General features: G+C 73.4%; 13 protein-coding genes. 9 read left to right on the forward strand and 4 right to left on the reverse strand.

Translation table 11 applies throughout. The features are described 5' to 3' along the window. The first annotated feature begins 70 nt into the window (after positions 1-70). A complete protein-coding gene (gene rsmI, locus ACN261_RS12635) occupies positions 71-910 on the forward strand; it encodes a 16S rRNA (cytidine(1402)-2'-O)-methyltransferase (protein WP_425850180.1) in 840 nt (279 codons plus the stop codon). A gap of 13 nt (positions 911-923) precedes the next feature. Here the strand turns inward: rsmI and ACN261_RS12640 are convergent, their stop codons facing one another. Then, positions 924-1,787 (reverse strand): hypothetical protein, encoded by an 864-nt coding sequence (locus ACN261_RS12640; RefSeq protein ID WP_425850183.1) that lies wholly within the window; start codon positions 1,785-1,787, stop codon positions 924-926. Positions 1,788-1,930: 143 nt separating this feature from the next. Here ACN261_RS12640 and metG point away from each other — a divergent pair, with 143 nt between their 5' ends. Further along, positions 1,931-3,733 (forward strand): methionine--tRNA ligase, encoded by a 1,803-nt coding sequence (gene metG / locus ACN261_RS12645; protein ID WP_421485411.1) that lies wholly within the window; start codon positions 1,931-1,933, stop codon positions 3,731-3,733. Positions 3,734-3,785: 52 nt separating this feature from the next. Here metG and ACN261_RS12650 read toward each other — a convergent pair whose 3' ends face one another. Together ACN261_RS12650 and ACN261_RS12655 are read right to left on the reverse strand one after the other, a co-directional pair. Next, on the reverse strand, positions 3,786-4,637 hold the full coding sequence (locus tag ACN261_RS12650; RefSeq protein ID WP_425850184.1) for an alpha/beta fold hydrolase: 852 nt from the start codon (positions 4,635-4,637) through the stop codon (positions 3,786-3,788). Between the two features lie 65 nt (positions 4,638-4,702). Beyond that, the gene (locus tag ACN261_RS12655) at positions 4,703-5,947 is read right to left on the reverse strand and encodes a hypothetical protein (RefSeq protein ID WP_425850187.1); all 1,245 of its coding nucleotides are present in this window, start codon (positions 5,945-5,947) and stop codon (positions 4,703-4,705) included. A gap of 107 nt (positions 5,948-6,054) precedes the next feature. Between ACN261_RS12655 and ACN261_RS12660 the strand changes: the two genes are divergently transcribed. From ACN261_RS12660 to ACN261_RS12690, 7 genes are all read left to right on the forward strand, one after another. After that, positions 6,055-6,954, forward strand: a complete 900-nt coding sequence (locus ACN261_RS12660) for a TatD family hydrolase (protein WP_425850188.1) — start codon at positions 6,055-6,057, stop codon at positions 6,952-6,954. Positions 6,955-6,986: 32 nt separating this feature from the next. After that, the gene (gene rsmA / locus ACN261_RS12665; protein WP_425850191.1) at positions 6,987-7,856 is read left to right on the forward strand and encodes a 16S rRNA (adenine(1518)-N(6)/adenine(1519)-N(6))-dimethyltransferase RsmA; all 870 of its coding nucleotides are present in this window, start codon (positions 6,987-6,989) and stop codon (positions 7,854-7,856) included. Between the two features lie 9 nt (positions 7,857-7,865). Continuing rightward, positions 7,866-8,006, forward strand: a complete 141-nt coding sequence (locus ACN261_RS12670) for a hypothetical protein (protein WP_158224271.1) — start codon at positions 7,866-7,868, stop codon at positions 8,004-8,006. After that, positions 8,003-8,956: a 4-(cytidine 5'-diphospho)-2-C-methyl-D-erythritol kinase gene (locus ACN261_RS12675; protein WP_425850194.1), complete on the forward strand. Its 954-nt coding sequence runs from the start codon at positions 8,003-8,005 to the stop codon at positions 8,954-8,956. Before ACN261_RS12670 ends, ACN261_RS12675 begins: the two co-directional genes overlap by 4 nt. A gap of 236 nt (positions 8,957-9,192) precedes the next feature. After that, positions 9,193-10,995, forward strand: a complete 1,803-nt coding sequence (locus ACN261_RS12680; protein ID WP_421485419.1) for an ABC-F family ATP-binding cassette domain-containing protein — start codon at positions 9,193-9,195, stop codon at positions 10,993-10,995. A gap of 89 nt (positions 10,996-11,084) precedes the next feature. Beyond that, on the forward strand, positions 11,085-11,540 hold the full coding sequence (locus ACN261_RS12685) for a DUF4383 domain-containing protein (protein ID WP_421485421.1): 456 nt from the start codon (positions 11,085-11,087) through the stop codon (positions 11,538-11,540). A 99-nt stretch (positions 11,541-11,639) separates the two neighbouring features. After that, on the forward strand, positions 11,640-12,101 hold the full coding sequence (locus ACN261_RS12690; protein WP_421485423.1) for a DUF4383 domain-containing protein: 462 nt from the start codon (positions 11,640-11,642) through the stop codon (positions 12,099-12,101). A gap of 8 nt (positions 12,102-12,109) precedes the next feature. Here the strand turns inward: ACN261_RS12690 and ACN261_RS12695 are convergent, their stop codons facing one another. After that, positions 12,110-12,799 (reverse strand): TetR family transcriptional regulator, encoded by a 690-nt coding sequence (locus ACN261_RS12695; protein ID WP_421486990.1) that lies wholly within the window; start codon positions 12,797-12,799, stop codon positions 12,110-12,112. Positions 12,800-12,909 lie beyond the last annotated feature (110 nt).

The following is a 12,909-nucleotide window of genomic DNA, read 5'->3' on the forward strand; positions in this document are numbered from 1 at the left end:
GTGCCCGGTGGCGCCCGTCGTCCCCGAGATTGGTACGAGTATCGATGAAGGAGCGCGCCACGTGGGTGAAATGTCCGAGATTGGGCGCCTGATTCTGCTCGGCGCGCCGCTGGGCAACCCCGCCGACGCGTCCGCCCGGCTGCGCGACGTCCTCGCCACCGCCGACGTGGTCGCCGCCGAGGACACCCGCCGGCTCGCCCGGCTCGCCCGCGACCTCGACGTCACCGTCGAGGGGCGGATCGTCTCCTACTTCGAGGGCAACGAGGAGCGGCGTACCCCGGAACTGGTCGACGTGCTCCGGGAGGGTTACCTGGTCGCCCTGGTCACCGACGGCGGCATGCCCAGCGTCTCCGACCCCGGCTACCGGCTGGTCACCGCCGCCCTCGACGCCGGGGTGCCGGTCACCGCGGCCCCCGGCCCGAGCGCCGTCACCACCGCCCTGGCCCTGTCCGGGCTGCCCTGCGACCGGTTCTGCTTCGAGGGTTTCCTGCCCCGCTCACCCGGCGGCCGGCGGGCCCGGCTGCGCGCCCTCGCCACCGAACCCCGCACCCTCGTCCTCTTCGAGGCCCCGCACCGGATCGCCGCCGCGCTGACCGACCTGGCCGCCACGTTCGGCGCGGACCGGCCGGCCGCGCTGTGCCGGGAACTGACCAAGACCTACGAGGAGGTCGTCCGCCGGCCGCTCGGCGAGCTGGCCGACTGGGCCGCGCAGGAGGAACCGCGCGGCGAGATCACCCTCGTCGTCGCCGGAGCGCCGCAGACCCCCGCCGAACGCCCCGACGACGACACCCTGCGGGCCCAGGTGGCCGAGCGGGAGGCCACCGGGATGTCCCGCCGGGACGCGATCAGCGACGTCGCCACCGGGTACGGGCTGCGTCGCCGGGACGTCTACGCCGTCGTGCACCGGTAGGCCGGGCCGGCGCTCACCAGGCGGCGACCAGGAAACCCAGGGTGATCAGCACCGGTCCGGCGTAGCCGCCGCCGGTCGCCCAACGGCGCTGCCGGGGGTCGGCCAGCCGGGTCGCCCCGGTCCACCTGACGATCCCCGCCGCGCAGCCGGCCACCGCCAGCAGGCCGAGCAGCCAGCGCAGGTGCCGGCCCACCCCGGTGTCGGCGTACGCGGTGTCCGCGTCCGGTCCGGTCACCCGCGCCGGCAGGGTCGAGCCGGCGGCGGTGCGTTCGGCCGGCACCCCGCTGACCCGTACCCCGTGGGTGCGGAACCGGTCGGCGTCGGCGGTGAAGATGCCCCGGCAGCGCTGGGTCAGCCCACCGCCCGAGCAGTCGGTGACCACCGCCGTCCCCGCCGTGGAATGCCCGACGGCCAGCCAGAGCGGCCCCGCGCTCACCCAGGCGAAGAACGCCGCGACCAGGCTCAACGCCAGCAGCACGGCGAGCCCCCGGATCGGGTCCGGTGGGACGGGGGTGCGGGCGGGGCGACGTCGGCGCGGGGTCCGCAGCCGCTGCTTCGGTTCCTTGCGCAGCGGGGTGCCGTCCCAGTGCACCTGTTCGATCGGCGCCCAGAAGAACCCGTCGTCGTCAGGCTTCTCCCCGGCCCGCCGGAGGGCCCGTGGCTGGCGGACCGGCACCCGCCGGGGCACCGCGTCGACCGGCGCGCCCGTCGTCGGCTCGACCTCCACGGCCGCGTCGTCCGGGCCGGGACCGGGGCGTGGCTGCGGCGCGACGGCCGAGCCGCGTGCCGGCGGAGCGTCCCCGGGGCCGGGGCGTGGTCGCCGGGTGCCCGCCGTCGACTCGTCGTGCCCCGATCGTCTGCCCGTCACGTCAGCCATTGGACACCGGGTGGCGTTCGGTGTCCGTGAGCTGACTCCGCGTGTCGGTGGGCAATTCCCGGCAACGGCGATTCGACGTCGGCGTGGCGCGGTGACCCTATTGGTTCGCCGGCCGCCGACCCGGGTCACTAGGCTTGCTGGTCATGAGTCACGTTCTCGCCGCGGTCGCCTGGCCCTACGCCAACGGTCCGCGCCACATCGGCCACGTGTCCGGCTTCGGCGTACCCTCCGACGTCTTCGCCCGGTACATGCGGATGGCCGGTCACGACGTGCTCATGGTCTCGGGCACCGACGAGCACGGCACCCCGATCCAGGTGCAGGCCGACGCCGAGGGGGTCACCCCGCGCGAGCTGGCCGACCGGTACAACCGGGTGATCGCCGAGGACCTGCTGGCGCTGGGCCTGTCGTACGACCTGTTCACCCGCACCACCACCCGCAACCACTACGCGGTGGTGCAGGAGCTGTTCACCGGGCTGTACCGCAACGGCTACATCGTCCCGAAGGTCACCACCGGGGCGATCTCCCCGTCCACCGGGCGGACCCTGCCCGACCGCTACATCGAGGGCACCTGCCCGATCTGCGGCTACGACAGCGCCCGTGGCGACCAGTGCGACAACTGCGGCAACCAGCTCGACCCGATCGACCTGATCAACCCCAAGTCCAAGATCAACGGCGAGACGCCGGAGTTCGTCGAGACCGAGCACTTCTTCCTCGACCTGCCCGCCCTCGCCGACGCGCTGCGCCAGTGGCTGGACACCCGGGAGGGCTGGCGGCCCAACGTGCTGCGCTTCTCCCGCAACCTGCTCGACGACCTCCAGCCCCGGGCCATCACCCGGGACCTCGAATGGGGCGTGCCGATTCCGCTGGAGGGCTGGCAGGAGCGCGGCGACAAGCGGATCTACGTCTGGTTCGACGCGGTGATCGGCTACCTCTCCGCGTCCATCGAGTGGGCCCGGCGCACCGGCGACCCGGACGCGTGGCGGAAGTGGTGGTCGGCCGACGGGGAGGGCAAGGACTCCCCGGGCTACTACTTCATGGGCAAGGACAACATCGTCTTCCACTCGGTGATCTGGCCGGCGCTGCTCGGCGGCTACTCCGGGGCGGGCAGCCGCGACGGTCAGCCCGGCGACCTCGGCCGACTCAACCTGCCCACCGAGGTCGTCTCCAGCGAGTACCTGACCATGGAGGGACGCAAGTTCTCCTCCTCCCGCAAGGTGGTCATCTACGTCCGCGACTTCCTGGAACGCTACGACGCCGACGCGCTGCGCTACTTCATCGCCGTCGCCGGCCCGGAGAGCAACGACACCGACTTCACCTGGGCCGAGTTCCTCCGCCGCAACAACGACGAACTCGTCGCCGGCTGGGGCAACCTGGTCAACCGGTCGGTCTCCATGGCGGCGAAGAACTTCGGCGCGATCCCCCCGGTCGACCCGGCCGGGCTCACCGAAGCCGACGAGGCGCTGCTCGCGGTGGCCCGCGCCGGTTTCGCCACGGTGGGCGACCTGATCGCCCGGCACCGGCAGAAGCAGGCCATCGGCGAGGCCATGAAGGTCGTCGCCGAGGCCAACCGCTACCTGTCCGAGCAGGCCCCGTGGAAGCTCAAGACCGAGGCGGACAAGCCCCGGATGGGCACCATCCTGCACGTCGCCCTCCAGGTGGTCAGCGACGCCAACACGCTGCTCACGCCGTTCCTGCCGCACTCGGCGCAAAAGATCCACGAACTGCTCGGCGGCACCGGCGTGCACGCCCCGATGCCGGTGCTGCAGGAGGTCGACGACCTCGACGGTGGGCCCGGCTACCCGGTGCTCACCGGGGACTACACCGTCGGCGCGCGCTGGGAGTCCGTACCGTTGCCGGCCGGCCGGCCGCTCGCCGCGCCGAAGCCGGTCTTCCGCAAGCTCGACCCGTCGATCGTCGACGAGGAACTCGCCAGGCTGGAGAGCTGACCCGACGCGGGCGGCCCCGGGGGAACCCCCCGGGGCCGCAGTGCGCGGTACGTCAGGCGCGGGCCATCGCCGGCGCGCCGATGAACTCCATCAGCGCCCGGTTCACCTCGGTCGGGTGCGTCCACGGGATACCGTGCGGCGCCCCCTTCAGGGTGACCAGCGTGCCGTTGGGCAGCATCGACGCCAACCGCTGACCCGTCTTCGCAAACGGCAGCACGTTGTCCTTGTCGCCCTGGATGATCAGCACCGGGACGTCCATGTTCGGCACGTCGCCCCGGAAGTCGGTCTGCCAGGCCTCCACCGAGTCGTGGGTGCCCTTCGCCGACGCCTGCGCGCCGATCTGCCAGTGCGCCCGGTACGCCTCCTCGCTGACCCACCGGCCCCGGTTCTCGCTGTAGTTGAAGAACGCGTCGCAGAACTGGGTCAGGTAGGCGAACCGGTCCGCGAGGATCGCCTGCTGGAACCCGTCGAAGAGGCTCTTCTCGACGCCCTCCGGGTTGTCAGCCGTCTGCAACAGGTACGGCGCCAGCGGCGCCATCAGCACCGCCCGGTCCACCCGGCCGGACCCGTACGTGCCGAGGTAGCGGGTCACCTCGCCGGTGCCCATCGAGTGGCCCACCAGGATCGCGTTACGCAGGTCCAACTCGGTCATCAGCACGTCGAGGTCGGCTGAGAAGGTGTCGTAGTCGTAGCCCATGGCCGGCTGGGCCGAGCTGCCGAAGCCCCGCCGGTCGTAGGTGATCACCCGGTACCCGGCCGCGAGCAGCGGACCCGACATCTTCTCCCAGGTCGCCCCGTTGAACGGGAAGCCGTGGATCAGCACGATCGGCTGACCCTGCCCGTGATCCTCGTAGTACAGGTCGATCGGGGCGGAGTTCTCCGTACCCACGGTGATGAAGGGCATGCTCTTCTCCTGATCCGTCGGTGTCGGACCCGTCGCGCTTTCCCCGGCCGGCCACCGTCATGCCTTCACAGCGCGTACGGCAGATCCACCACCCGGTCGTCGGTCACCTCGGCGACCGGCGCCCACGTCTCGTACACGCCCCGTTCGTGGCACTGTGCCCCGGTGTCGTGTACCCCGTCCGGATCGGGCTGCCGCAGACGCAACCGCAGCCAGCCCGCCTCCTCCCGGAGCACCAGGCACGCCACGCCCCGCCACCGGGCGCGCCGCAGCCGCCGGCCGACCGACTCCACCGGATAGCGGGCCGCCCGGGTCATCGCCAGCACCCGGAACCCGCCCGGCAGGTCCGCCACCGCCTCGTACTCGCCGCCGGCCAACCCGCCGACCAGCTGCGTCGACCGCGGCACCTCACCGGTCGGCACGTACTCCTGGTCGGGGGAGAGCCCCGGCACCGCCGCCAGCAGGTGCCGCCACTGCGGGCCCACCATCCGCAACCAGCCCCGCTGCTCCGCCTGGTAGCTGTAGAGCACCACCTCGGCCCCGTCCGGGGTGTACGCCAGCAGGCTGGCGTTGGCGGGCATCGGCAGGTCGGCGAAGTCCCGGGTGACGAACTCCGGGATCAACTGCGCCGAACTCGGCACGAACCCCGTACCCAGCACCGGGGGGCCCAGCCGGTCCCGGGGCGGCAGCTCCAGCAGGCCCCGGTGCGCCCCGCCGACCGGCACGTCGTAGTCGCCCGGGTCGGCGGCCCGCCAGCGCAGCGCGTACCCGACCTCGGTGCCGTCGCCACCGGTGCCGTCGCCGCGCAGCACCGCCAGCGCGGCCGGCGTGCGCAGGTGCGCCACGTCGTGCTCGCGGTAGCAGAACCCGTGCGGCAGCCACCCCCGCACGTACCCGGCGAGCTGCCGGGCGGAGAGCACCTTGACCATCCGGGTGCCGCGCCGCAGCACCGCCGAGGCGCGCACCGCGGCCAGCGTCGGATCGCCGGCCGCCGTCGGCTGCTGGCTGAGCTGGTGCACGTACGACCAGCCCCGGTCGCGGTGCACCGGCATCAGCAGCGCCGCCTCCGGCTCCTCGACCGGCGGGCCGCCCCCGCTCACCTCGGTGACCTCGGTCACGTGCACGAACCGCCGCCAGGGCCAGCTGACACCCGGCCGGGGCGCCCACTCGAAACCGGGTGCCGCCTCGGCGCTGAACAGTTCGTAGGCCGCGCCCCGGGCCAGCTCCTCCGCCGGGTGGACCACCCCGCCGTACGTCACACGCAACGCGGTCCGCCCGGAGGCCGCGCCGCTGGCCCGATCGGTGACGCTCATCCGGGCGAGACTAGGCCGGCCAGGTTCCACCCCGGTGAACGTCCGGTGGCCGCCCGGGAACACCCCACCCCGCACGGGTCGGTGCCCCCGGTCGCCTCCGGTGTGTGATGCTGGCCGCGATGACCGAACGGACCGAATCCCGCAAGCAGCGTGCCGCCCGCCGGGCCGGCGAGTTCCCGCCCGCCCCGCCGCCGCTGCCCCGCCCCGTGCTGGACAGCCACACCCACCTCGACATCACCGTCAGCGAGGCCGGCGTGCCCGGCGGGGGCGACGCCGCCGACCCGGTGGCCGCCGCGATCGAGGTGGCCGCCGCCGTCGGCGTGGACCGGCTCGTGCAGGTCGGCGTGGACGTCGACTCGTCCCGCTGGGGCGCCGACGTCGCCGACCGGCACCCGGCGGTGCTCGCCACCGTGGCGCTGCACCCCAACGAGGCACCCCGGCTGGCCGACCTGGACGCCGCGCTGCGCGAGATCGAGAAGCTGGCCGCCCGCGACCGGGTCCGGGGCGTCGGCGAGACCGGGATGGACTTCTTCCGCACCGGCGACGACGGCCGGGCCGCCCAGGAGGAGAGCTTCCGGGCCCACATCGCCATCGCCAAGCGGTACGGCAAGGCCCTGGTCATCCACGACCGCGACGCCCACGCCGACGTGCTGCGCATCCTCGACGACGAGGGTGCCCCGGACACGGTGGTGCTGCACTGCTTCTCCGGCGACGCCGACTTCGCCCGCGAGTGCGTCCGCCGGGGCCACCTGCTCAGCTTCGCCGGCACGGTCACCTTCGGCAGCGCCACCGCTTTGCGCGAGGCCGCCGCGCTCACCCCGATCGACCAGATCCTCGTCGAGACCGACGCGCCCTACCTGACCCCGATGCCGCACCGGGGCCGGCCCAACGCGTCGTACCTGATCCCGCTGACGGTCCGGTCGTTGGCCGAGACCACCGGGGCCGACCTCGACGAGCTGTGCGCCGCCATCTCCGCCACCGGCGACCGGGTCTTCGGGCCGTGGTGACCGACCCGCGACCCGCGACTACGCTTCGGGGCGTGACCGGCCTGCTCGGCCCGGCGGAGATCCGGGAACTCGCCGCGCGCCTCGGCGTCAACCCGACCAAGAAGCTCGGCCAGAACTTCGTGCACGACTCGAACACCGTCCGCCGGATCGTCACCGCCGCCGGGCTCACCGGAGACGACGTGGCGTTGGAGGTCGGCCCCGGCCTCGGCTCGCTCACCCTGGCCCTGCTGCCGGCCGCCGCACACCTGCACGCGGTGGAGATCGACCCGGTGCTGGCCGGCGCGCTGCCGCAGACCGCCGCCACCCACGCCGGCCCGGACGCCGCCCGGCTCACCGTGCACCGGGCCGACGCGTTGCGGATCACCGCCGCCGCCCTGGCCGATCCGCCGCCCACCGCGCTGGTGGCGAACCTGCCCTACAACGTCGCCGTCCCGGTGGTGCTGCACCTGCTCGCTGAGCTGCCCACCCTGCGGCACGGCCTGGTGATGGTGCAGAAGGAGGTCGCCGACCGGCTGGTCGCCGGCCCCGGCTCCAAGGTGTACGGCATCCCGTCGGTCAAGCTCGCCTGGTACGCCCGATCCCGCGCCGCCGGTCGGGTGCCACCGAACGTGTTCTGGCCGGTGCCGAACGTCGACTCCGGACTGGTCGCGTTCACCCGCCGCGAACCACCCCGCGACGACGTGCCCCGGCAGGCGGTCTTCGCCGTGGTCGACGCCGCGTTCGCCCAGCGCCGCAAGACGTTGCGGGCCGCGTTGGCGGGTTGGGCGGGCAGCCCCGACCGGGCCGCCGCGGCGCTCACCGCCGCCGGGGTCGACCCGGGCGCACGCGGGGAGTCACTCACCGTGGAGCAGTTCGCCGCGATCGCCGCGTCGGCTCCGACCGTCGCCGCCACCGCACAGTAGGCTGACGCCGTGCCCGCCGAGGGACACGCCGCACCTGCGCGTACGACCTGGTTGCCGGCCGGTACGCCGCCGGCCGCCGACGCCGCCGAGGAGCTGATCGTGGAGATGCCGTTCGACATCCGCCCGTGCCGGTGGGACGTCACCCGGTGACCGAGGCATGGCGACCGGACGACGATGACGACCAGCGCCGGGGCAGCAGTGGCCCGGTGCGGGTCCGGGTGCCCGCGAAGGTCAACCTGCATCTGGGGGTGGGCCCGCTGCGTCGGGACGGCTACCACGAGCTGAACACCGTCTACCACGCGATCTCGATCTACGACGAGTTGACCGCCCGTCGGGGCGACACCCTCACCCTGACCATGGAGGGCGAGGGCGCCGGCGAACTGGCCCTGGACGACTCCAACCTGGCCATCCGTGCCGCCCACGCCCTCGCCGGCTACGCCGGGGTGCTGCCGCACGCCCGGCTGCACCTGCGCAAGCAGATCCCGCTCGCCGGTGGGCTGGCCGGGGGCAGCGCCGACGCCGCCGCCGCACTGGTCGCCTGTGACGCCCTGTGGGGCACCGGGTTGTCCCGCGACGAGCTGGCCGGGATCGCCGCCGACCTCGGCTCCGACGTGCCGTTCCTGATCCACGGCGGCACCGCGCTGGGCACCGGCCGGGGCGAGGCGGTCAGCCCGGTGCTGGCCCGCCCCACCTCCTGGCACTGGGTGGTGGCCGTCGCCGACGGCGGCCTGTCCACCCCCGCCGCCTACCGGGAACTCGACCGGCTGCGCGCCGCCGGCACCGCCGGCACCCCGCTGGGCAGCACCGACGGCCTGCTCGGCGCGCTGCGCCAACGCGACCCCCGGGTGCTCGCCGGCTGTCTCGGCAACGACCTGCAGGACGCCGCCCTGTCGATGCGCCCGGCCCTGGCCGACACGTTGAAGGCCGGGGAGGCCGCCGGCGCGCTCGCCGGGATCGTCTCCGGCTCCGGTCCGACCTGCGTCTTCCTCGCCCGCGACGCCGCCGACGCGCAGCGGATCGCCACCGAGGTGCAGGCCACCGGGGTGTGCCGGGAGACCCGGGTCGCCCACGGCCCGGTGCCCGGGGCCCGCGTCGGCTGAGCTCTCCCCGGGTGGAGATCGACTCCCGTGGGCGGGGGTTGCGGTATCCGGCGACCGGGAACCCGCACCATCGGCCCCGATGAGGTGATCAACGTGCCTCGACCTGCTGTCCGGGGCGGCCCGGCCCCGGTTGCGGCACGGGCGGGTGGGGCGGCGCGGATGTCCGCGTACCCTTGCCCCAGGCGTCCCGAGGTGCCCGCCGGCACCGGGACGCCTTGATCATGAAAGGTGGGACCGTGGCCAACATCGTCAACCTGGACCGGGTGTCCAAGGGGTACGGCGCCGCCGGGCCGCTGCTCACCGACGTCTCGCTCGGCCTCGACGACGCCGACCGGATCGGCGTGGTCGGCCTCAACGGCGCCGGCAAGTCCACCCTGCTGCGGATGCTCACCAAGCAGGAGGACCCCGACGACGGCCGGGTCACCCACCGCCGCGACCTGCGGGTGCTCTGGCTGCCGCAGGCCCTCACCCTGACCCCCGAGGCCACCGTCCGGGACGTGGTGCTCGGCACCGCCTGGCTCGCCGAGGGGATGGGCGCCGAACACGAGTGGGCCGGCGACGCCGGGGTACGCGCCATCCTCGACGGCCTCGGCATGCCCCACCTCGGCCTCGACCAGCCGGTCGGCCCGATGTCCGGCGGCGAGCGCCGCCGGGTGGCGCTGGCCGCCCTGCTGGTCCGCGAATCCGACCTGCTCATCCTCGACGAGCCCACCAACCACCTCGACGTCGGCGGCGTCGACTGGCTCGCCCGGCACCTCGTCGGCCGCCGGGGCGCGCTCGTCGTGGTCACCCACGACAGGTGGTTCCTCGACGCGGTCTGCACCACCACCTGGGAGGTCGCCGACCAGACCGTCCGGGCCTACGAGGGCGGCTTCGCCGCCTGGACGCTGGCCCGCGCCGAACGGGAACGGGTCGCCGCCGCCACCGAGGCCCGCCGGCAGAACCTGCTCCGCAAGGAGATCGCCTGGCTGCGGCGCGGCCCGCCCGCCCGCACCTCCAAGCCGAAGTTCCGCATCGACGCGGCCAACGCGCTCATCGACGACGTGCCGCCGCCGCGCGACACCATGTCGTTGCAGCGGATGGCGACCGCCCGGCTCGGCAAGCAGGTGTACGACCTGGAGCACGTCCGGCTGCACGCCGGTCCCAAGGAGATCCTGCACGACACCACCTGGCAGGTCGGCCCCGGCGACCGGATCGCCATCCTCGGGCGCAACGGGGCCGGCAAGACCACCCTGCTGCGGCTGCTCGCCGGCATCACCCGCGCCGACGGCGGCCGCTTCCACACCGGGTCCACCGTCAAGCCGGCGTTCCTCTCCCAGGAACTCGCCGAACTCCCCGGCCACCTGCGCGTCCTGGAAGCCGTCGAGGAGGTCGCCCGCCGGGTGCAGCTCGGCGACCGGGAGATCTCCGCCGCCCAGCTCGCCGAGGTGTTCGGCTTCGACGACCGGCGGCTCTGGACCCCGGTGGGCGACCTCTCCGGTGGGGAACGCCGTCGCCTGCAGATGCTCCGGCTGCTCGCCGGTGAACCCAACGTGCTGCTCTTCGACGAGCCCACCAACGACCTGGACACCGACACCCTCGCCGCCCTGGAGGACCTGCTCGACTCCTGGCCCGGCACGATCATCGTGGCCAGCCACGACCGGTACCTGATCGAACGGGTCACCGACGCCGCGTACGGGATGTTCGGCGACGGCCGGCTGGTGCACCTGCCCGGCGGCGTCGACGAGTACCTGGCCCGCGCCGCCGGCCCGGGTCCGGCCCGCACCACGACCGCCCCCGCCGAAAGCCCCGAGTCCCCGGCCACGGGAGGCATGTCCGCCGCCGAGGCCCGGCAGGCCCGCAAGGAGCTGACCCGGCTGGAACGGCAGATCGGCAAGCTCGACCAGAAGGAGGCCACCCTCCTCGACCAGCTCGCCACGCACGCCACCGACTACGCCCGGGTCGCCGACCTCGACGCGCAGCTCAAGGAGGTACGCGCCGAACGGGAACGGACCGAGGAGACCTGGCTGACCCTCGCCGACGAGATCCCGCCCCTGTAGACCAGGGACGACCCCGTGTGCGGCGTCACACCCCGCCGTACGGGACAATCGTCGGCGACCCTCACCCGAACGGCGTTGGAGACACAGTCATGGCCCACACCCCCGTCAACCACCCCGCGCGGCCGGTCTACCGGGCGATCGGCGGGCTCATCGGTCTCTACCTCGTGGTCTTCGGCGCGCTCGGCGTCATCGCCAGCGCCGGCAACGACTTCTTCGCCCAGGACGACACCAAGGTCCTCGGCCAGGGCACCAACCTCGGGTTCTCGCTGCTGTCCGTGCTGTTCGGGGTGGTCATCCTGGTCGGCACGGTGATCGGCCGCAACCTCGACGTGGCGATCAACCAGTGGCTGGCCTACACCCTGATGGTGATCAGCCTCGCCGGCCTGGCCTTCCTCCAGACCGACGCCAACGTGGTCAACTTCAGCATCCTCACGGTGATCGTGCTGATGACCCTCAGCCTCGTCCTGCTGATGGTCGGCATGTACGGCAAGGTCGGCACCGAGGACGAGAAGGAAGCCTGGCAGAAGGCCCGCCTGGTGCTCTGACCCGGCCCGCGGGGTGGGCCGGGTGCCCGGCGTTTCGCCCCCGCCGGACGACGCGACGGGAGACAATCGTCCCGACACGTCGTCCGCGCAGGAGGGGCCATGGCGCACTTTCCGGTCAACCACCCGGCCCGCCCGCTGTACCGGGTCTTCGCCGGCCTCGTCGGCCTCTACATCCTGGTCTTCGGCGCGTTCGGCGTCGTACAGACCTGGGGTGAACCGCTGTTCGCCCGGGGCAGCCACTGGGCCCTGGGCCTGCGTACCAACCTGGCGTTCTCGCTGGTCTCGGTCGTCTTCGGGGTCGTCCTGATCATCGGGGCGTCCCGGCGCGGCAACCTCGGGCACATCATGAACCTCACCGCCGGGGTGGTCTTCATGGTCACCGGCATCGCGATGATGAGCGTGCTCCAGACCCGCGCCAACATCCTCAACTTCTCGATGTCGACGGTGATCGTCTCGCTGCTGTTCGGCCTGCTGCTCCTCGCCACCGGCCTCTACGACAAGATCGGCACCGACGAGCACGCAGCCCGGGAACGCGCCGACCGGCTCCACCCGGCCCGCTGACCCGCCGCTCAGCCGCCCGGACGCACGGTGATCAGGCCCGGCGCCGCCTCCAGGTGCGACAACCCGTTCCAGGCCAGGTTCACCAGGTGCGCCGCCACCGTCTCCTTGCCCGGCTGGCGGACCTCCAACCACCAGCGCCCGGTCAACGCCACCATCCCCACCAGCGCCTGGGAGTACAGCTCGGCCAGCTTCGGGTCGTAACCCCGGCTGGAGAACTCGGCACCCAGGATGTGCTCCACCTGGTGCGCCACGTCGTTCATCACGCTGCTGAAGTTGCCGGCCGCCGACATCAACGGCGACTCCCGCACCAGCACCCGGAACCCGCTGGTCTCCTCCTCGATGTAGCCCAGCAGCGCCAGCGCCGCCTGCTCCAGCAACTCCCGCGGATGACCGGCGGTCAACGCCGCGGCGATCCGGTCCAGCAGGGCCCGCACCTCCCGGTCGACGACCACCGCGTACAGGCCCTCCTTGCCGCCGAAGTGCTCGTAGATCACCGGCTTGGAGACCCGCGCCCGTGCCGCCACCTCCTCGATCGAGGTCGCGTCGAAGCCCTTCTCGGCGAACACCTCCCGGCCGATCGCGATCAACTGCTCGCGCCGCTGCGCGGCCGACATCCGTACCCGTGCGGCCGGCTTCGCGCCCGCCGCCGGCACGGCCCGTCGTGTGCCGGTGTTCTCCCCAGCCGGGGGCTGCCCCATCTCGTCACCTCGCCGGCGCTCGGTGACGCCCTGTCGTGGAATGCTCCGGTCGTGCCCGTCTGTCTCGGTCACCCGGCCATCCTGCCAGGTGACGCCCCGGGGCACCGCCG

The sequence above is a fragment of the Micromonospora sp. WMMD723 genome, from assembly GCF_049863385.1.
In the GTDB taxonomy this organism is placed as follows: domain Bacteria; phylum Actinomycetota; class Actinomycetes; order Mycobacteriales; family Micromonosporaceae; genus Micromonospora; species Micromonospora wenchangensis.